Source organism: Pseudomonas mendocina, from assembly GCA_037482215.1.
GTDB classification, from domain to species: domain Bacteria; phylum Pseudomonadota; class Gammaproteobacteria; order Pseudomonadales; family Pseudomonadaceae; genus Aquipseudomonas; species Aquipseudomonas mendocina_E.
On record CP148074.1, the window covers coordinates 4,068,914 to 4,088,775 of the forward strand.

The 19,862-nt window shown below is 57.4% G+C and carries 13 protein-coding genes and 1 riboswitch; of the genes, 6 read left to right on the forward strand and 7 right to left on the reverse strand.

Features of this window, described 5'->3' with window-relative positions; all coding sequences use genetic code 11:
- Nucleotides 1–9 precede the first annotated feature (9 nt).
- Together WG219_18850 and WG219_18855 are read right to left on the reverse strand one after the other, a co-directional pair.
- Nucleotides 10–459, reverse strand: a complete 450-nt coding sequence (locus WG219_18850) for a cytochrome c (GenBank protein ID WXL25337.1) — start codon at nt 457–459, stop codon at nt 10–12.
- Nucleotides 460–569: 110 nt separating this feature from the next.
- The gene (locus WG219_18855) at nt 570–956 is read right to left on the reverse strand and encodes an MAPEG family protein (GenBank protein WXL25338.1); all 387 of its coding nucleotides are present in this window, start codon (nt 954–956) and stop codon (nt 570–572) included.
- Nucleotides 957–1,139: 183 nt separating this feature from the next.
- Nucleotides 1,140–1,228, forward strand: a riboswitch (S-adenosyl-L-homocysteine riboswitch).
- 8 nt (nt 1,229–1,236) lie between these two features.
- Between WG219_18855 and ahcY the strand changes: the two genes are divergently transcribed.
- The 4 genes from ahcY to WG219_18875 all read left to right on the forward strand — a co-directional run bounded on the left by ahcY (nt 1,237) and on the right by WG219_18875 (nt 7,348).
- Nucleotides 1,237–2,643: an adenosylhomocysteinase gene (ahcY, locus tag WG219_18860; GenBank protein WXL25339.1), complete on the forward strand. Its 1,407-nt coding sequence runs from the start codon at nt 1,237–1,239 to the stop codon at nt 2,641–2,643.
- Between the two features lie 75 nt (nt 2,644–2,718).
- Nucleotides 2,719–3,564, forward strand: coding sequence for a methylenetetrahydrofolate reductase [NAD(P)H] (gene metF / locus WG219_18865; protein WXL25340.1), 846 nt, complete (start codon nt 2,719–2,721; stop codon nt 3,562–3,564).
- Between the two features lie 178 nt (nt 3,565–3,742).
- On the forward strand, nt 3,743–5,116 hold the full coding sequence (gene ppnN / locus WG219_18870) for a nucleotide 5'-monophosphate nucleosidase PpnN (protein WXL25341.1): 1,374 nt from the start codon (nt 3,743–3,745) through the stop codon (nt 5,114–5,116).
- 303 nt (nt 5,117–5,419) lie between these two features.
- Complete coding sequence (locus WG219_18875) at nt 5,420–7,348, forward strand: DEAD/DEAH box helicase (GenBank protein WXL25342.1); 1,929 nt, start codon at nt 5,420–5,422, stop codon at nt 7,346–7,348.
- A gap of 66 nt (nt 7,349–7,414) precedes the next feature.
- On the opposite strand, the gene WG219_18880 is transcribed toward WG219_18875, so the two are convergent.
- Nucleotides 7,415–7,987: a YceI family protein gene (locus WG219_18880; protein ID WXL25343.1), complete on the reverse strand. Its 573-nt coding sequence runs from the start codon at nt 7,985–7,987 to the stop codon at nt 7,415–7,417.
- A gap of 49 nt (nt 7,988–8,036) precedes the next feature.
- Complete coding sequence (locus WG219_18885; protein ID WXL25344.1) at nt 8,037–8,582, reverse strand: cytochrome b; 546 nt, start codon at nt 8,580–8,582, stop codon at nt 8,037–8,039.
- Between the two features lie 264 nt (nt 8,583–8,846).
- Here WG219_18885 and WG219_18890 point away from each other — a divergent pair, with 264 nt between their 5' ends.
- Nucleotides 8,847–10,253: an adenosylmethionine--8-amino-7-oxononanoate transaminase gene (locus WG219_18890; GenBank protein ID WXL25345.1), complete on the forward strand. Its 1,407-nt coding sequence runs from the start codon at nt 8,847–8,849 to the stop codon at nt 10,251–10,253.
- Between the two features lie 41 nt (nt 10,254–10,294).
- Nucleotides 10,295–11,014, forward strand: a complete 720-nt coding sequence (locus WG219_18895) for a 16S rRNA (uracil(1498)-N(3))-methyltransferase (GenBank protein ID WXL25346.1) — start codon at nt 10,295–10,297, stop codon at nt 11,012–11,014.
- A gap of 17 nt (nt 11,015–11,031) precedes the next feature.
- Here the strand turns inward: WG219_18895 and WG219_18900 are convergent, their stop codons facing one another.
- Genes WG219_18900 through WG219_18910 form a run of 3 tightly spaced genes read right to left on the reverse strand, consistent with a single transcriptional unit; the run spans nt 11,032 to nt 19,836 of the window.
- Entirely contained in the window at nt 11,032–11,502 is a 471-nt protein-coding gene (locus WG219_18900) for a chemotaxis protein CheW (GenBank protein ID WXL25347.1), read from the reverse strand.
- A gap of 31 nt (nt 11,503–11,533) precedes the next feature.
- The gene (locus WG219_18905; GenBank protein ID WXL25348.1) at nt 11,534–12,553 is read right to left on the reverse strand and encodes a chemotaxis protein CheB; all 1,020 of its coding nucleotides are present in this window, start codon (nt 12,551–12,553) and stop codon (nt 11,534–11,536) included.
- Nucleotides 12,550–19,836, reverse strand: coding sequence for an Hpt domain-containing protein (locus tag WG219_18910; GenBank protein ID WXL28044.1), 7,287 nt, complete (start codon nt 19,834–19,836; stop codon nt 12,550–12,552). The genes WG219_18905 and WG219_18910 overlap by 4 nt, the downstream gene beginning before the upstream one ends.
- Nucleotides 19,837–19,862: the final 26 nt, after the last annotated feature.

The window sequence follows — 19,862 nt, forward strand, 5'->3', positions numbered from 1 at the left end:
CACTAGCCATCAGTAAGCGCGAAACTCTTCGTGACAAGCCTTGCACGCATCCTCAACCCGCTTAACCGGAGCAACCAGAGCCTGCTCCCGCAAAGGCTTGTTCTGAGTGGCGGCAACCAGCTCTGCTGTACTGGCCTCCATGTTACGGGCCAGCTCTTGGAAACGCTCCTGACGCTGCCATACGTCATCCTTAGCCCGAGTATCGCCACCCTCTTCCCGCACTTGCGGGAAGTGCTTCCAAGGCTCATGACTCAGCTTATCCAGCTGCACCGCACCTTCAGCGAAACGCGTTTCATCAAAGGCTATGCGGCCCCGCAGCATGCCCCCCAGATTTTCACTGACCTTAAGCATCTCCTTGAAGATGGCTTGGCGCTGCCCTTGAGGGGAATTGGGGTCAACACCGCCGCATGCGGTCAGAGTCAGAACAGCAGTCAGAGCAATCAGGCTTTTAAATTTCATAATTTTTTCAGCAACACTCGAAAATTGGCCGACAGTATCGCCAGCCAACTCTCAGACACCAAGATCAGTCTTTATTCACAAATGTTACAAAGTCGCAAACCAACCGGTACTTAGGCTGAGACCACAAACAGACTGATGATCAACCCCATCCCGACAAACCAGACCAGTGAGCGCAATGGTGCCCAGTCCATCAGGTAGCAGATCAGGTAAACCAGCCGGTTGATCACAAAGCAAATCGCCAACTGATCAATCAGCATCTGCTCAGCGTTACCCGCCAAGTGAGCAATGATCACCGCTGCGGAAAACGCCGGTGTCACCTCAAAGCTGTTGAGCTGGGCATTATGCGCGCGTCGCGCCATGCCTGTGAGCCGATCCAGCAGCGCACGGGGATCACGGTTATGTTCCGGGCTGAAGCCACCACCAATGGCCTTGGCAGTGATGGTCGAGACATACGGCAGAATCATTGCGATCAACACACACCAATACGCGATGGTCATAGCAGCACCTCTTTGTGGAAAACCTGCGCAGCCTGCACCAGCCGACGCCCAAACACCAGATACATTTGCTTAAAATCGGCCATGACGCCGAATACAGCTCGACAGAAAACCTTTGGCTAAGTGACACGAGCCGCTATAATTCCCCCGCTTCACCTGCCCAACATTTTCGGGCAGTCCCGCCACCTGTCCGAGGGGCGCTGCAGCAGGTTGATTTCTGACCTGTCAGGCTCGGATGGGGCGTTACCCAAACGCATCAACGGCGCCCATTCGCAGACAACGAATGGAGAGCTTTATGAGCGCCGCTTTTACTGATTACAAAGTAGCTGACATTTCCCTGGCCGATTGGGGCCGTAAAGAGCTGATCATCGCCGAGTCGGAAATGCCAGCGCTGATGGGCCTGCGTCGCAAGTACGCAGCCAGCCAGCCGCTTAAAGGTGCAAAAATCCTCGGCTGCATCCACATGACCATCCAGACCGGTGTACTGATCGAAACCCTGATCGCACTAGGCGCAGAAGTGCGCTGGTCCAGCTGCAACATCTTCTCCACCCAAGACCAGGCCGCTGCGGCCATTGCAGCAGCCGGTATCCCGGTATTCGCTTGGAAAGGCGAGACTGAAGAAGAGTACGAGTGGTGCATCGAGCAGACCATCCTCAAGGATGGCCAGCCATGGGATGCCAACATGGTGCTGGACGACGGCGGCGACCTGACCGAAATCCTGCACAAGAAGTACCCGCAGATGCTGGAAAAAATCCACGGCATCACCGAAGAAACCACCACGGGCGTACACCGCCTGCTCGACATGCTGAAAGCTGGCACCCTCAAAGTCCCGGCAATCAACGTCAACGACTCAGTAACCAAGAGCAAGAACGACAACAAGTACGGCTGCCGTCACAGCCTGAACGACGCCATCAAACGTGGTACCGACCACCTGCTGTCTGGTAAACAAGCTCTGGTCATCGGCTACGGCGACGTAGGTAAGGGCTCTGCACAATCCCTGCGCCAAGAAGGCATGATCGTTAAAGTGTCCGAAGTAGACCCGATCTGCGCTATGCAGGCCTGCATGGACGGCTTTGAGCTGGTTTCCCCATACAAAGACGGCCTCAATGACGGTACAGAAGCCAGTGTTGATGCAGCACTGCTGGGCAAAATCGACCTGATCGTCACCACTACAGGTAACGTCAACGTCTGCGATGCCAACATGCTCAAAGCCCTGAAGAAGCGTGCAGTCGTGTGCAACATCGGTCACTTCGATAACGAAATCGACACTGCTTTCATGCGCAAGAACTGGGCATGGGAAGAAGTGAAGCCGCAGGTGCACAAAGTCCACCGTACTGGTGCAGGCAGCTTCGACCCACAAAACGATGATTACCTGATCCTCCTGGCCGAAGGCCGTCTGGTGAACCTGGGCAACGCCACTGGCCACCCAAGCCGTATCATGGACGGTTCCTTCGCCAACCAAGTGCTGGCTCAAATCTTCCTGTACGAGCAGAAATTCGCTGACCTGTCGGCTGAGAAAAAAGCCGAGCGTCTGACAGTTGAAGTTCTGCCGAAGAAACTCGACGAAGAAGTAGCCCTGGAAATGGTGAAAGGCTTTGGCGGCGTGGTCACCAAACTGACCAAGCAGCAGGCTGATTACATCGGCGTAACCGTCGAAGGCCCATTCAAGCCAGAGACCTACCGCTACTGATGTTGAGGAGCCAACAAGCTCCTGTTGAGTACTTTGATGGGCCGGTCTGACCGGCCCATTTTATGGAATTTTTTTATGTCTCAAGATCGCCGTTACAGCTTTGAGTTCTTCCCTACCAAGACCGAAGCCGGCCACGAAAAACTGATGACGGTGGCGCGCCAACTGGCGAGCTACAAGCCGGACTTTTTCTCCTGCACTTATGGCGCAGGTGGCTCCACCCGCGACCGTACCCTCAACACCGTTCTGCAACTGGACGGTGAAGTGAAGGTTCCAACCGCCCCCCACCTTTCCTGCGTTGGTGATAGCAAAGCCGAACTGCGCGAGCTGCTCAACCAGTACAAGGATGCAGGCATCAAGCGCATCGTAGCCCTGCGTGGCGACCTGCCGTCCGGTATGGGCATGGCCAGCGGTGAGCTGCGCTTTGCCAATGAGCTGGTGGAGTTCATCCGCAGCGAGACAGGCGACCACTTCCATATCGAAATCGCCGCTTACCCGGAGATGCATCCGCAGGCACGCAATTTCGAAGACGATATCGCCAACTTCGTGCGCAAGGCCAAAGCCGGTGCTGACAGCGCCATCACCCAGTACTTCTTCAACGCCGACAGCTACTTCTACTTTGTCGACCGTGTTCGCAAGCTGGGCGTGGACCTGCCAATCGTGCCGGGCATCATGCCGATCACCAACTACAGCAAACTGGCGCGCTTCTCCGACGCCTGCGGTGCCGAACTGCCGCGCTGGATCCGCAAACAACTGGAAGCCTACGGTGATGACATCGACAGCATCCAGGCGTTCGGCGAACAAGTGATCACCCGCATGTGCGAACAGCTGCTGGAAGGCGGCGCACCAGGGCTGCACTTCTACACCCTGAACCAGGCCGAGGCCAGCCTGGCGATCTGGAATAACCTTCAACTACCCCGTTGACGGTCAGACTGCCGACTCGATACCGGGTCGGCAGTTATCAACGCCTCATGCAGCCAAAAGACTCTTTACGAACTTTTGTCGCGCACCAAACTCTGAGCAAGGCTGTATCCACGACCATACTTCAGGAAACGCCTGGCCATGCAAGGCCACGCGGTTATATAGAACAGGGAGCGCCTGAATGGCCGCACGTAAAACCATCAATGCCTCAGTCTCACCCCGAGGCAGCCTGGAAACCCTTTCTCAACGGGAAGTGCAGCAACTGCGCGAGACCGGCTCCGGCAGCGTTTACCAGCTGTTCCGCCAATGCGCTCTGGCCATTCTCAATACCGGCTCGCACAGTGACAACGCAAAAACCATTCTTGAAGCCTATCCCGACTTCGAAGTGCGTATCCTCCAGCAGGACCGCGGCATCCGCCTTGAGCTACTGAATGCACCAGCGGACGCCTTCGTTGATGGCGAAATGATCGCCAGCACAAGGGAGATGCTGTTCAGCGCCTTGCGCGACATCGTTTATGCACAGAGCGAACTGGAGTACCAGCGCTTCGACTTTGCCAGCAGTCAGGGCATTACTGATTACGTATTTCACCTGCTGCGCAATGCTCATACCTTACGCCCCGGCATCGAGCCGAACATGGTGGTGTGTTGGGGCGGTCACTCGATCAGCAGTGAAGAATACAAATACACCAAGAAGGTCGGCCATGAGCTTGGCCTGCGCGGCATGGACATCTGCACCGGCTGCGGCCCCGGTGTGATGAAGGGCCCAATGAAAGGCGCCACCATTGCCCATGCTAAACAACGCATTTTGCATGCTCGGTATCTGGGTCTGACCGAACCGGGCATTATCGCCGCCGAAGCCCCTAACCCAATCGTCAACGAGCTGGTCATCCTGCCGGACATCGAAAAGCGCCTTGAAGCGTTTGTCCGCGTGGGGCACGGCATCATCATTTTTCCAGGCGGCGCCGGGACTGCAGAGGAGCTGTTATACCTACTGGGTATCCTGCTCCACCCTGAGAACCGTAACCTGCCCTTCCCGCTGATTATCACAGGGCCCGCAACGTCTGCCGACTATCTGAACCTGTTGCACGACTTTATAGGCAATACGTTAGGCGAACAGGCCCAGAACCTGTATCGCATCATTATTGATGACCCAACGCTGGTGGCGTATGACATGGCTCGTGGCATTGAGACCGTGACCCACTTCCGCCGCGAGCATACGGATGCCTACCACTTCAACTGGTTGCTGAAAATCGACGAAGGCTTCCAGCATCCTTTCGAACCCACCCATGCGAACATGGCCAGCCTCAATCTGACCCGCGAACAGCCTGCCCACGAGCTGGCAGCCAACCTGCGCCGGGCGTTCTCAGGGATTGTCTCCGGCAACGTCAAGGAGCAAGGCATCCGCATGATTGAACAACACGGCCCCTACGAAATCAGTGGCGACCCACAGATCATGCATCAGCTTGATCTGCTGCTACAGGCCTTTGTTGACCAGCACCGCATGAAACTTCCTGGCGGCAGCGCCTATGAGCCCTGCTATAGGCTGGTCAAGTAAGTGATGTCCGTGCGCCTCATAACCGCTTCAGGGCGGGTCCGAACAGCGCACGACCTCACGGGGCTGTTGACGAAGATGGCTTACACTGCCGCACAGCCATCCGTCGCTCTTCAGCAGATTCAGCTGACAGCAAACCCATTCACAAACGCGCAGCTCTGTTATACTCGACCAACCCTGTCTGACTTGCGCCCGGATACTCGCCCCCAGAGGCCAGTAGTACCGGACGGGATCACACCCCTTATGTGTGATTCAAGCCAGGCATTACACCCCATAGGGCCAAGCCCTCACTAGACAGGATCACACATGTCCTTTGCTTCCCTCGGTCTCTCCGAGGCTTTAGTCCGTGCGGTCGAAGCCGCAGGCTACACCCAACCCACTCCGGTGCAACAGCGGGCTATTCCCGCCGTGTTGCAAGGTCGCGACCTGATGGTGGCAGCCCAGACGGGTACAGGTAAAACGGGCGGTTTTGCCCTGCCGATTCTTGAACGTCTATTTCCCGGTGGTCATCCCGACCGCGAACAGCGTCACGGCCCGAAGCAACCCCGTGTACTGGTTCTGACCCCAACTCGCGAACTCGCTGCCCAGGTTCATGACAGCTTTAAGCTGTATGCCCGCGACCTGAATCTGGTGAGTTCTTGCATCTTCGGCGGTGTCGGTATGACGCCTCAGATCAAAGCACTGGCCAAAGGTGTGGACGTACTGGTGGCCTGCCCCGGCCGCCTGCTGGATATGGCCAGCCAAGGCGCTGTTGACCTGAGCCACGTAGAAATTCTGGTACTGGACGAAGCCGACCGCATGCTCGACATGGGCTTCATTCATGATGTGAAGAAGGTCTTGGCCAAACTGCCTGCTCAGCGCCAGAACCTGCTGTTCTCGGCTACCTTCTCCAAAGACATTACTGACCTGGCCAACAAGCTGCTGCACGACCCCGAGCGCATTGAGGTCACGCCGCCAAACACCACGGTCGAACGCATCGAACAACGCATTTTCCGCCTGCCTGCCAATCAGAAGCGCGCCCTGCTCGCTCACCTGATCACGGCTGGGGCATGGGAACAGGTGTTGGTGTTTACCCGCACCAAGCACGGCGCCAACCGCCTTGCCGAATACCTTGAGAAGCATGGTCTGCCTGCTGCCGCCATTCACGGCAACAAGAGCCAGAACGCCCGCACCAAGGCTTTGGCCGACTTCAAAGCGAACAAGGTACGTATTCTGGTTGCCACGGATATTGCTGCACGCGGCCTGGATATCGACCAGTTGCCCCACGTGGTCAACTTTGAATTGCCGAACGTAGAAGAAGATTACGTTCACCGTATTGGCCGTACCGGCCGCGCGGGTCGCACCGGCGAGGCGATTTCGCTGGTTGCCCCGGACGAAGAGAAGCTGCTGAAAAACATCGAGCGTATGACCAAGCAGAAAATCCCGGATGGGGATCTGCAAGGTTTCGATGCCAGCGCCCTGGAAGCCGAACGTCCTGAAGTGCGCGAACCGCGCCCGCCACGCCAACCTCGGGCCGACAAGCCGGAGGGTGAGCGCCGCAGCAATGGCCGCCGCGACAAAGGTAAAGACAAAGGCCGTTCTGCATCCAAAGAGGCCAGCAATAACGAGGCCGGCAAAGAGCAGAACAAGGAAGGTTCACGCAATAACCGCAACCGCTCCCAGTCTAATCGTCGGCAACAGCAGCCACGTCAGGATGCACGCCCGGCAGCCATCCCAACACTGCCACCAGACCGCGACCCTGAAGAGTTCCTGGACGACGAAATCGACAACTTCGGTAACCGCGCCGATTACGTCAGCCCGACTCAGAACAAGCAGCAGAACCGTGGTCGCCGCCCAGGACAAGGTGCTGGGCAAAACGGCGCACCGAGAAATCAGGGCGCTCGCCAGGACAGGGCTCCACGCAATAATAATGGCGCAGGTGGCCAACAAGGCCGCCGTAACAATGGTGCCAATAACGGCGGTCAACGCAGCAACGGACAGGGACAAAACGCACAGGGCCGCAACGGCTCCAACCGTGCCCGCCCGCCACGCGACAACCGCGTGACGTCGCTGAGCCGCGATGAACGCCCGATGCGTGATACCGCTGCTAAGCCAGCCGCCAAGCAGCCGCTGATTCTGCACAAGAGCTCACGCTTGGACCGCTTCCCGACCCCGGAGCAGCTGGATGAGTTGAGCAATGCACGTCCACGCAGCGAGAAGCCCGCGCTGCTGACGCGCAACCGCGACGACTCTTAATCTCCGCAGACAAAAACGCCGCCCAATGGGCGGCGTTTTTGTTAAGGCATGACTTAAGTAAGTCTATTACTTACGCAGGCCTTCAACGGTGATGTACAGATAGGCTTCCTGGGCAGCTGGACCAAGGTCACGCTCAATATTGAAGTCTTTCAGTTTCACCTTGGTTGTACCTTCGAAACCAGCACGGTAGCCACCCCATGGGTCTTTACCCTCACCAATAAACTTGGCGGCGATGACGACAGGCTTGGTTACGCCGTTCAGGGTCAGGTCACCAGTGATATCAGCTGTGCCTTCGCCAGTGCTCTTAACCGATGTGGAATTGAACGTAGCAGTCGGGTGCTTGCTTACGTTCAGGAACTCTGGGCTGCGCAGGTGCTTATCACGCTCAGCGTGGTTAGTGTCCAGGCTTGCAGTCTTCAGGGTAACGTTAACCTTGCTCTCTTCTGGCTTGGCGGCGTCAAAACTGAAGGTGCCGTCGAAGTCTTTAAATGTGCCGTAAAGCCAGCTGAAACCGAGGTGGCTGATTTTGAAGTTCACGAATGCGTGCTGACCTTCTTTATCAATCACATAGTCGGCAGCCATTGCCTGACCTGCGAGAACGCTGCCTAGAGCCAGTGCTGCGAGAGTCTTTTTCAACATGGGGTCTTCCTTTCTTAGTTGATGTGGGCCAGAAATCTGGCCCCGGTTATTAGCGACCAAACATCCGTAATAAGGTCCGGTCACGATCTAAAAAGTGGTGTTTGAGTGCGGCCAATCCATGGAGCAATGCGAAGATAACCAAGCCCCAAGCCACGTATTTATGCACAAGGCCTGCGACGTCCTCCTGATCAGCAATGCTGGTGATCGTTGCAGGCACTTCAAATAAGCCGAAGACAGGTATGCCACGGCCATCTGCAGTTGAAATTAAATAGCCGGAAATCATGACAACAAACAGACCAACATAAAGAAGGCCATGCCCGAGCTTGCTACCTAATCGCGTCAACGGCCCATGCTCAGGGAGTGCTTGGGGGGCTGGTGAGCGTACACGCCAGAAAACGCGAAACAACATGACTGCAAAGAGCAGCAGACCAAAACTTTTATGCAATTCAGGGCCGGTGCGGTACCAACTGCTGTAATAGTCCAGCCCGACCATCCAAAAGCCCAACGCAAACAATGAAAAAACCGTCACAGCCACCAGCCAATGCATAATCACGCTGACCGCCCCATAGTGTGAAGGTGAGTTACGCCACTGCATCGCTGTCTTTCCTGTCAATTGAGCAATTCAAAGGGTTGAGGTTAGCAACATGCCTATCGAGGTAAAGACTATTTTTTAGCTATTACTAATCGATACGCTTGATAGTTCACGCGGAAGATAACCTGCTCTGCAATTTTATCGCTGTCCAGTCCAAGGCCATTAAGAACAACAACTTATCTGTGACGCATTGTTGCAGCAGCACCTCATATCCATGATCGACTGGGCTTCTGGTAGGCTTTGCACTCTTGCACGGAGAGCCAAACGATGAGCCTTAATGATCACTGGATGCAGCGCGACCTGAAGGTTGTCTGGCATCCCTGCACCCAGATGAAGGACCACGAAAACCTGCCGCTGATACCCATCAAGCGCGGTGAAGGCGTTTGGCTGGAAGACTTCGACGGCAAACGCTACCTGGATGCTGTGAGCTCCTGGTGGGTCAACGTGTTCGGCCATGCCAATCCGCGCATTAACCAGCGCATCAAGGATCAGGTCGACCAGCTTGAGCATGTGATCCTGGCGGGTTTCAGCCATCAGCCGGTGATCGAACTGTCCGAGCGTTTGGTACAGATCACCCCAGCAGGGCTGGATCACGTGTTCTATGCCGACAACGGCTCTTCATGCATCGAAGTCGCTTTGAAAATGAGCTTCCACTACTGGCTCAACACCGGCAAACCCGAGAAAAAGCGCTTCGTCACCCTGAGCAACAGCTACCACGGCGAAACCATCGCAGCGATGTCGGTGGGGGACGTCGGCCTGTTTACTGACACCTACAAGGCCCTTTTGCTGGATACCATCAAGGTGCCAAGCCCGGACTGCTACTACCGGCCTGAAGGCGTGAGCTGGGAGGACCACTCGCGCACGATGTTCCAACATATGGAGCAAACCCTTGCCGAGCACGGCCACGAAATTGCCGCTGTTATTGTCGAGCCACTGATTCAGGGCGCCGGCGGCATGCGCATGTACCACCCGGTCTACCTCAAGCTGCTGCGTGAGGCCTGCGACCGTTACGGCGTACACCTGATTCACGATGAAATTGCCGTAGGCTTCGGCCGCACCGGCAGTATGTTTGCCTGCGAACAAGCCGGCGTTCGCCCTGATTTCCTATGCCTGTCCAAAGCCCTTACTGGCGGTTACCTGCCCCTAGCGGCATGCCTGACTACCCACGAGGTCTATCAGGCCTTCTATGACGATTATTCAACCCTGCGCGCCTTTCTTCACTCCCACAGCTATACCGGTAACCCGCTGGCCTGTGCGGCAGCCTTGGCGACGCTGGATATCTTCGAGCAGGACAATGTGATCGAAGCCAACAAGGCACTGGCAGCTCGTATGAACCGAGCCTGTGCCCATCTGGCCGATCACGCTCATGTCGCAGAGGTTCGCCAGACAGGCATGGCAATAGCCATCGAAATGGTTCAGGACAAGCAATCCAAAACCGCCTACCCCTGGCAAGAACGCCGTGGCATGCAGGTTTATAAACATGCTCTGAGCCGCGGCGCCCTGCTGCGTCCACTCGGCAGTGTGGTGTACTTTCTGCCACCGTATGTGATCACACCAGAGCAGATCGACTTTCTGGCTGAGGTGGCCACTGAAGGCATCGAAATTGCCACGCGTACAGGCATCAGCGTCGCCGCTGGCAACCCGAATTACCCCGGTTTTCGCGACCCGGGTTAATCTTTCCTATTCAACCGTTCACTGACTGCGATTTATCACCCATGCGTCTTTCCCGTTTTTTTGTCGATGCGCCCCTGTCCCTCGGCCAGCACGAACTGCCTGAAGACCAGGCTCACTACATCAGCCGCGTACTGCGTCACTCAGTCGGGGATGCAGTACAGCTGTTTGACGGCAGCGGTCAGGAGTACCTGGGGGATTTGATTGAAGTCGGTAAAAAAACCGTGCGCGTGGATTTGCGCGAAAGCTTTGCCGGTCAGCCCGACTCGCCGCTGAATATCCATCTGGGGCAGGGGCTGTCCCGCGGCGAACGTATGGACTGGGCGATTCAGAAGGCAACCGAACTGGGCGCTAATGAAATCAGCCTGATTGTCAGCGAACGCTGCGAAGTGCGGTTGAAGGATGAGCGCGCCGACAAGCGGCTGGCCCACTGGCGCCAAGTCGCAATCAGCGCCTGTGAGCAATGCGGGCGCTCTACAGTGCCACTGATTCATCCGCCCATCAGCCTGGCTGAGTGGCTCAAGCAGGTTGAGGCTGACCTGAAACTGGTGCTGCATCCTGTTGCTGAGCCTTGGGCCAGCCATGCCAAACCACACTCACTGGCGTTCCTGATCGGCCCAGAAGGTGGTTTAAGCGATGCAGAAGTAAAACAGGCGCAGGACCAAGGCTTTCATGCCGCCCGCCTCGGCCCACGGGTACTGCGCACGGAAACCGCTCCAGTCGTGGCGCTGAGCGTCGCTCAGCAACTGTGGGGCGATTTTTAATCGCCCTCCCCTAAGGCTCAGATTAGCCCTGCATCGGCCAATTTCTGCTCAAGCCCCAGCAGATCTGGAATCTTCGCGACCGTATCGCCCACCTGCACGGCCGCCAGCTCCAGAGCAGCCAACGGGGCATCGGAGCGAGGCAGGTCGGCGGTCAGCTTGGTCGAACGGGGAATGCCCTGTACCAGCAGCGCAATAAACTTCACGTTGGGCCGCCCGCCCAAGGCATTGATGATCGCCACCCGGGATGTTGGCGTAATCACGCTCTGGCCACCGGAAGCATTCTCAAACGACAGCAAAGGCAAGCGCAGATCACGCCAAGCAATCTGGCCCAAAAACCAGCCCGGCAGGCCTTCAGTTGCCTGTACCGCTCGGTAAGCAATCAACTCTGCCACGGCAACGTTGGGCAGCACCAGCGTACGGTCCGTTAACGGGATCAGAAGCCCAGTCAGGCTGTTGGCAGTGTTTTGTGTCGCAAGCGCTTCACTCATGAAAATATCCTGTCTGGCTACTCGCCCCTGATTAACTGCACTGCTCGGCCAGATGATTGACCAACGCTTCGGCCAGCTCACGTGGATCGCCGCTGAAACTGCTGTACCCACCCTCACGCAAGCTGTCTGGCATGCTCGGGCAAGCACAGCTGTCAGCGCGCTGCGTCCAGATCAAACCACCTTGGCGCTCCACGTATGCAGCTGCGGCACTGCCATCACTGCCCATGCCACTAAAGGCAATCACCCCAGCGTTAGCACCGAATTGCTGCGCAAGGTTGAGCATCATCTGATCGATAGACGGACTGTAAGGCTCCGGCCAACTGCGCTCGGTCACCTGCATCTGCTTGTCTTCATTGAAGTTCAGTTCATTACGGATCGGCACCACGACCACCTCTCCGCACCGCACCGCATCGCCATGACGCACAGTATTCACATGCCACTGGCTATGTCGACCAACCGCTTGCGGTAAGGCCGACTCAAAGCTGGGGTCGATATGCTGGGCGTAGATGAAGCCAATCGGCAGCCCACCAGGCAATGAATCCAAAAATGCTTTGACCGCAGCCGGACCGCCCAAAGAAGCAGCCAGCAGCCACACTTGCCGTGCGGGCTCACCGGCAACCAGCGGCGTCTGCGCGAGTGCCTCGGGCAGTTCGACACGGCTAGGACGCTGGGCATCGGCCAGCAATTCATCCAGCGCAGGCCCTACAGCCTGCGCGGGGTCACCCACCAACTTCTTCACCTTGCCGAACAGGCTGCGTTCCCAGCGCGGATAATGCTCGGAATGCCGCTCCGGTGCATGGCCTTCACCAAAGAGCACCGGGGCATTCGTGGTCTCCAGGAGATTATCGACCAGAGGCGAATCCTCAGACTGCGCCAGATCGACCAGCCACAAATCCGTTTCACACGCGTTCAGCGCTGCTTCATCCAAACGCGCCGGGTCACTGTTCATCACCACCTGATAGCCATTGCCGGTCAGCGCTTGCTGCAACACATGGCGTTGCAGCGAGGTGTCGGCAATAACCGCGATTCGAGCTGCCGTTTTCTCTGTCATGGCTGTTTGACCAATCCCTGAATGGTTTCAAGCAACAGGGCTTCCTGGTAAGGCTTGCCGAGGTACTCGTTGACGCCAAGACTCATGGCGCGCTCGCGGTGTTTGTCGCCGGTACGCGAGGTAATCATGATGATTGGCAGGTCCTTCAGCCTCTCGTCGTGGCGAACCAGTGTGGCCACTTCGAAGCCGTCCATACGTGGCATCTCAATATCCAGCAGCATGATGTCTGGCTTGTTTTCCTGCAGCTGGGCAATGGCATCGACCCCATCTTTGGCGATCAGTACGTTCATGCCGTTGCGCTCCAGCAGGCGGGTCGTCACCTTGCGCACAGTGACCGAGTCGTCCACCACCATGACCAGTGTCGGGCGACCGCTGTCGCTGTCAGCCACCTGCTCCACCTGACGCCCCTGACGTGGCTGCTGGCTAAGCTGACGGGCGTGCTGAGCACGAATGGTGGCGAGCAAGTCGAGAATGACCACCACACGACCGTCCCCCAGAATGGTCGCTCCGGAGATACCTGGCACCGCGGCGAACTGCGGGCCCAAGCCCTTCACCACGATTTCCCGCGAGCCTGCCAGCGAGTCAACCTGAACAGCAACAACGTGTTCTTTAGACCGCACCAGAATCACCGGCAACGGCAGGCTTTGACCAACCAACTTGGGTTGCTGTCCGTTGTTTAGCAGATCCCCCAGATAACGCAATTCATAAGCCTGCCCGGCGTACTCGAAGCGTGGTGCATCCGGTGCGTAGTAGGCCTCTAGCTCATAGGGAGAAACCCGCACGATACCTTCGATGGTGTTCAACGGAATGGCGTAGAGGTCTTCTCCGGAAAGCACCATCAACGCCCGGTTAACCGACACGGTAAACGGCAGGCGTACCGTAAAGGTGGTGCCAGTACCGGGTTTTGAGTCGATGCTCATCGACCCACCGAGCTGTTTAACCTCGGAGTTGGCCACATCCATGCCGACGCCACGGCCGGAAATCTGCGTAACCCTTTCAGCCGTGGAGAAACCGGCCTCCAGAATGAACTGTAAAACCTCGTGATCCGTAAGGTCCGAGTCAGCCGTCATCAAGCCCCGCTCAATGGCCTTCTGTCTCACCGCATCCAGGCGAATGCCCGCGCCATCATCCGACAAGGTCAAGACGATATCGCCACCTTCGCGGCCCATATCCAATCGGATCGTGCCGTGTTCCGGCTTGCCAGCAGCGCGGCGCGCCTCAGCGGACTCCACGCCATGGTCAACAGCGTTACGCAGCATGTGCTCCAGCGGCGCAACAATGCGCTCAAGCACCGTGCGGTCCATTTCGCCTTCTGCATTACCGATGTGGAACTCGACCTGTTTGCCCAGCTCTCCAGCGACCTGCCGTACGATACGACGCAGACGCGGCACCAAACGGTCGAACGGCACCATGCGCGTACGCATCAGGCCTTCCTGCAACTCAGAGTTGACCCGCGCCTGTTGCAGCAACAGGGTCTCTGCATCGCGACTACGGGCAGCCAGGGTTTCCTTCAGGTCGAGCAAGTCAGACGCGGACTCAAACAGAGAACGCGACAACTGCTGCAACTGCGAGTGTCGGTCCATTTCCAGCGGGTCGAACTCCTCGTAACCGGCCCGCTCTGCCTCCGCCTGAATACGGCTGAGAATCTGCGCTTGAGTCTCGGTATCGAGGCGACGCAACTGATCCCGCACCCGGTCGATGGTGGCTTCCATTTCGCTGAGTGTGAATGCGAAGTCACTCACCTGTTGCTCAACACGGCCACGGAAAATCGAGGTTTCACCGGCGAGGTTAACCAGCTCTTCAAGCAACTCGGCGGGCACCCGCACCAGCTCCTGAGGCGCACGTCGAGCTGCCAGGTCCTGCGCGGCCTCCTGCGCCTTACGCACAAACGGCAGCACTTTGTTTTCCGCCTGTTGTGCCGAGCCCTGACTGGCCGCGACAATGGGCGTTAATAGCTGTGGAAGCGCTTGTGCCGGTGCATCCTTAAGCTCAGGCAATGTTGCATCGTGTGCATCATGCAGATGCAGGCGCTGACGGAGTGCCTCCAGCTCCTGGCGTATTGCTTCGACACCCGACTGAGTATCGTTGAACAGGTCTTCGCTCCAGCTCAGACCCTGATTCTGAGCCTCGCTCAGATACTGCTCCAGTTCGTGGGTCAGGTCGCCGAGGCGCTTCTGCCCAGCAAGCCGCGCCCCACCCTTGAGGGTGTGCAGCACACGTTGTAGGTCTTCAATATGCTTACTCTGCTCACGCTCAGCATCCCAGCGCGCCATGCTGGCGTCCATGGATTCAAGCAGGTCGTCGGCTTCCTCAAGGAAGATATCGAGGATGTCTGACTCAGCTTCCGTCTCCACAACCTCTTCATGAGGCTTGAGAGAAACCGCTGACGGTATCGAGAGTTGCTGGCCTGGATCACTGCGCAAGCGCTTGATGGCCTCGATCAGGCTGTCGCCGCTCGGTACTGGCTGACGATCACGCACTGCCTCAAGCATGCTAAACAAGCTGTCATGACAGGTTTGCAGTAGGCCGAACAAACTCGGATCAGCCTTCAGGCTGCCTTGTCCAAGACCTTCATAAAGGTATTCAAGTTCATGGGCCAAATCACCGATTTCACGGACTTCGGCCATCCGCGCACCGCCTTTCAGGGTATGCAGATCACGTTGCAGGGCCTCCAGCTCAACGCTGTTATCCACATCATTGACCCAGCGCTGCAATGCAGCCGACGCGCTGTCGATAATGTCGAAGCCTTCTTCGAGGAAGATCTCCACCAGCTCCGGGTCGCGATCATCAACCACCGCGTCCTGAACAACCGGCTCAATCGGTGCAGGCGCCATGTCCAGAGGCTGAATTGTTTCAAACTCGCCCCGCTCCAGGGCCTCAACCTCAGGCTCGAGCGAAAGTACTTCTGCACTTGCTACGGGCGACTCATCACGTGTCTCAAGCTGTGCCTCTTCGGCTACCTCAGGCTGCTCTGATGGCCTATCCATTGCCGACAGCTCAGCGCTTTGCGCCGGCTCATCTGCAACCGAAGGCGTCTGCACAGCAGCACCGCCATGCTGACGGAAGCTGCGGATCGACTCGATCAACGCCTCGGGTTGAGCCATAGCCTGCCGCGCCTGCAACTGCTCAAGCTGCTGCGCCAGGCAATCGTGGCTTTGCTGCAACAGGCCGGAAAGTACCGGTGAGTAGCTGTAACGGCCATCCACCAGGCCTTCGTACAGCGATTCCAGCTCATGGGCCAAATCGCCAATCGGACGAATTTCAGCCATCCGTGCACCACCCTTAAGGGTGTGCAAATCCCGTTGTAGGCCCGACAAGGCTGGTTTGTTCTCTGGATCAGCCAGCCAGCGCTCCAGTGACTGACCTGCGCTTTCGAGGATGTCGACGGCTTCTTCGAGGAAGATCGCCACCATCTCGTCATCCAGCGTATCCAAGGCTGCAGGGCTGCCAGCCGCTTCTGTAACCTCTGACTCAGACGGCAGCACCAACGGCTCGATGCCGTCATCAGTACCAGCGTGATTCGGCTCTGGCAGTACCAATTCGTCGACGACGAATTCTCCGACCTTGCCATCCTCAACACCGTCACTGCTCAGTTCGGTGATGTCCAGCAGGTTGTCATCAGCCGTTTCAAGCCTCGCTCCCAGAGCATCCAAGTCGAGAACCTGCATGCTCTGCCCGTCATCGCTGAGCAGACCAATAGCATCCGGAGGCAGGGCTTGGTTCAGCAACTCGCGTAGTGCTGTAACACGCTCGGGCGCAGCGTTCACGTCAAGGGCGGCAGCCACCTGATCCATCATGCCAATCAGGGTTTCGTGAGCTTGTTGCACCTCGTCGAAGAGGGCATCACTGACAGCCAGGCTGCCCTCGTCCACAGCGCCGTAGATATCCAACAGTGCTTCGCACAGTTCTTCGATCTGCGGCAGCTCGGCCATTTCGGCGCCACGGCCCAGCGTGGTCAACTCATCCAACAGTGAGTTGAGTTCTTGACGCTCCGCCGGGTGCTCACGCCAGCGCTGCAACAAGCCTTCGGCATCCAGCAGAATATCCATCCCCTCTGCGAGGAAGATGCTGATCATCTGCGGGTCGCGCTTACCACCTTGCTGCTCCTGACGGCTGTTCTCAGCGTGTTCCAGGCGCTCGTTGTGCAGTTGCTGGACACGCTCAAGGAACTCTTCGGCGCCGGGAAGCGGGGCCAGAGGCTGCGTCGTCAATTGCTCAATACCTTGGCGGATGAGCTTCTCAGCGCTGCTCAACAGCTCAGCTTCGGCCAGGTCTACCGGAATCAAATTAGTTTTGAATTCCTTGACCAGGCGCTCCAGCGGTGCAGCAACTTCAGCAACCGGCGTAATACCTGCCATCGAAGCACTGCCCTTAAGGGTGTGCAATGCGCGCTGCAAATTGTCGGTAACGGCCTGTGGCAGCTCCTGTGCACAGTCGGCCAAGAAGGCAACCAAAGTATCCAAGTGCATTTCCGCTTCGTTGCGGAAGATTTCCAGCAACTGCGGGTCAAGCGGTTCTTGCTCATTAGGCACGAGCTGCAGCGGTGCTTCTTCAGCTTGAGCTGCCGGAGTTTCAGGCACTGTTTCTGTGCTTGCTGGAGCGTCATCTGCGAGCACTGGCGCAGTCGGCTTCTGCCCTTTGGCCAAGGCATGGGCCGTAGCTGCAAGATGATCGACATCATCACGCTGGCGTTGCGCCTTGTTGGCAAACTCATCCAGCAGCGCTGGTGTCAGGGCAACTACATCAGCGACCACCTGCTGCACGTCGGCAGATGGCTCAATAGTGTGGTCCAGCACCCGGTTCAGTAGATTCTCAACCGACCAGGCCAGCTCGCCAATAATCAGTGCGCGGACCATCCGGCCACTGCCCTTGAGGGTGTGGAAGGCACGCCGGACTTCAACCAGGGCTTCTTTGTTATCGCTGTCGGCGCACCATTGCGGGAAGTATTCGCCGATAGTCTCCAGCACTTCTCCGACTTCTTCGATAAAGACTTCCTGCAGTTCCTCATCGAGCGGCTCTTCATCCGCAGGCGGCGGTAACAAGCTGGGTGGCGCGTCGACAGCAGGTGGATTAATCGCCTGCACCGGCGTGGCCATGACGTCTGCCATGGTCAAGGGTTTATCCAACTCCAGCACCGGCTCTTCAATCACTGGTGCGCTAGGCAGTTCGACCTCAGGCAAATCCAGAGCAGCGATTTCGGCAACGTCCCAGACAACTGGTGACTCCCCCAAATCCAGGGCATCAAACGCAGGTAACTCTTCATCCAGGGCAACATCGGCCAGAGCCGGTGCCAGCTCCTGGGTATCCGGGGCGGGCTCAAGTTCAGCAAAGTCAAAATCAACCAGCTCAAGCTCCGCCAGTTCGGTTTGCTCGGGCGCCTCGGCTTCGGCCTCAACACCTAGTTCATCGGCCAGAGAGAAACTGAGTTCAGCCGATTCAGCAGCGGTTGGTTGCACGTCGGCAGGTGGGACTTCACTCAGCTCAAATAGCGGCTCGGGCTCACCGGGCAGGTCGACTTCATCCAGCAATAGTTCAAGCGCTGGTTCTTCTGCCCCGGCTTCAGGCTCGGGCTCAGGTGTTGCTTCAAGTTGAGGTGCTGCAGACTGCGACGGGTAACCCAGGTTAGCCAGGCTTTCCTCGGCCACGTCGAGAATCATGTCCCCTTGCGAGCCATGGTCTTCGGACAAGCGCTCCAAGTAATACTCGACGCTGGTTATGGCGTCCGCGAGCATATCCAGGCTCTGCCAGTTAGGCACAGCCTTACGGGCCAGCAATTGCTCCTGAATGTAACGGGTGCAGGAGTTGAGTAACTCTGCTGCTCGCGGCAACGGAATCATCGCCAAGCCTCCACGGGCCTGGGTCAGCAGTTCAGGAACGCGTGCCAGGTGCTCGTGATTCCATTGCGAGGCGATAAACTCAATGATCGAGTCCTTGGCCTGCTCCAAACCGGTGCGGGCTTCTTTGATCACGACCTGATGGATCTGTGCCACATCAGTGGTCGGCAGGTGATTGTCCTCGCTCGTGTCTTGCGAAGGGCCGACCATGCCTGCCAGTGTGGCTTCCACATAGAGCAGCGCACCGGCCACGTCCATGAGTACCGCATCACTCGGCTCGCCCACACCGCGAACGAGGTTGTTGACCACATCCAGTTGCTCGACGATCACCTTACGCGGCTGCGCAAAACCCAGCACGGCCAAGGTGTCTGCGATCTGTTTGAGCGGCGCGCCAAGTTGTTGCAATTCGCTGACTTGGCTGCGATCACTGCGCACAAACAGGTCGAGGCTGTCTTTCACCCGCACCAGCTCTTCGCACAGAGCGCTGACCACAGAACGCATGGCGTCACGATCAGGTCCCGCCAGACGAGCGCGTTCCTCTTCAACCACCTCTGCTTCTGGCAACGCATCAGCAAGGCGATATTGCTCTTTAAGGGCGCGAATACGGGGCGACTGGCTGCTGGATTTGGCGATATAGAACAGCAGGTTCTTGCTCAGCTCTTCCGGGGCAGCCTGATTGAAACCATTGGCCCCCTGATCCAACAGGCGCTTAAGCTCTTTATCCACCTGTTTGAGCAGTGCGCGTACCGAATTGCTGTTAGCCACACTGCCGTCGGCCAAACCTTCAACAACACCCGCAGCGATGGGCCACAAAGCGCCCAGCGGCGAGCCTTTGCACAAATTTTCTAAGCGAGCAAGCACGCGCGCCATATAGCCAAGATTGGTCGTGACATCCTGATTGCGGAAAATACCGACCAAAGCCATCTGTAGCATCTGCCGCAACTTGCGCAGCAGTACAGGCAACTCAGCGGTGCTCAGGCTGACAATGGCCTCCTGAGTCAGGGCCGGCGCACGGGATGACATGTCCGGAGCAAACAGGCTGGTTTCCGACAGCAGTTTTTCGCCACGGGCAGCACGCAGATCGTTCAGCAGCGGCAACACGACCATAGGCAGGTCACGACGGGCAGTCTGAATGCGATCCAGATACACCGGCAGTTGCAAGATCGCCTGCATCAGCACTTCCAGGGCTTCGCCCTGGTTGCCGACCCGACCGTCGATCAACGCGCCAGTCAGTTGCTCCATTTCTTCTGCGAGCAAGGCGGCGCCGTAAAACTCGACCATCTGCAAAGTGCCAAGGACCTGATGCACGTAGGTCTGGCAAAAACGCATGCGAGTAACATCCTGAGGGTTCTCTACGAACGCCTCCAGGGCCTGACGCGCCTGTTTCAGGGTTTCCGCGATTTCACCCTTGACCCACTCAAGAGCGACATAATCGTGCCGATCACCCATAGACACTCCACTCATATCTTGGCTCT

Bases quoted from the DNA above. Each gene is read 5' to 3' on its own strand.
- WG219_18850 (WXL25337.1), bottom strand. From the start codon at position 459: ATGAAATTTAAAAGCCTGATTGCTCTGACTGCTGTTCTGACTCTGACC.
- WG219_18855 (WXL25338.1), bottom strand. From the start codon at position 956: ATGACCATCGCGTATTGGTGTGTGTTGATCGCAATGATTCTGCCGTAT.
- ahcY (WXL25339.1), top strand. From the start codon at position 1,237: ATGGAGAGCTTTATGAGCGCCGCTTTTACTGATTACAAAGTAGCTGAC.
- metF (WXL25340.1), top strand. From the start codon at position 2,719: ATGTCTCAAGATCGCCGTTACAGCTTTGAGTTCTTCCCTACCAAGACC.
- ppnN (WXL25341.1), top strand. From the start codon at position 3,743: ATGGCCGCACGTAAAACCATCAATGCCTCAGTCTCACCCCGAGGCAGC.
- WG219_18875 (WXL25342.1), top strand. From the start codon at position 5,420: ATGTCCTTTGCTTCCCTCGGTCTCTCCGAGGCTTTAGTCCGTGCGGTC.
- WG219_18880 (WXL25343.1), bottom strand. From the start codon at position 7,987: ATGTTGAAAAAGACTCTCGCAGCACTGGCTCTAGGCAGCGTTCTCGCA.
- WG219_18885 (WXL25344.1), bottom strand. From the start codon at position 8,582: ATGCAGTGGCGTAACTCACCTTCACACTATGGGGCGGTCAGCGTGATT.
- WG219_18890 (WXL25345.1), top strand. From the start codon at position 8,847: ATGAGCCTTAATGATCACTGGATGCAGCGCGACCTGAAGGTTGTCTGG.
- WG219_18895 (WXL25346.1), top strand. From the start codon at position 10,295: ATGCGTCTTTCCCGTTTTTTTGTCGATGCGCCCCTGTCCCTCGGCCAG.
- WG219_18900 (WXL25347.1), bottom strand. From the start codon at position 11,502: ATGAGTGAAGCGCTTGCGACACAAAACACTGCCAACAGCCTGACTGGG.
- WG219_18905 (WXL25348.1), bottom strand. From the start codon at position 12,553: ATGACAGAGAAAACGGCAGCTCGAATCGCGGTTATTGCCGACACCTCG.
- WG219_18910 (WXL28044.1), bottom strand. From the start codon at position 19,836: ATGGGTGATCGGCACGATTATGTCGCTCTTGAGTGGGTCAAGGGTGAA.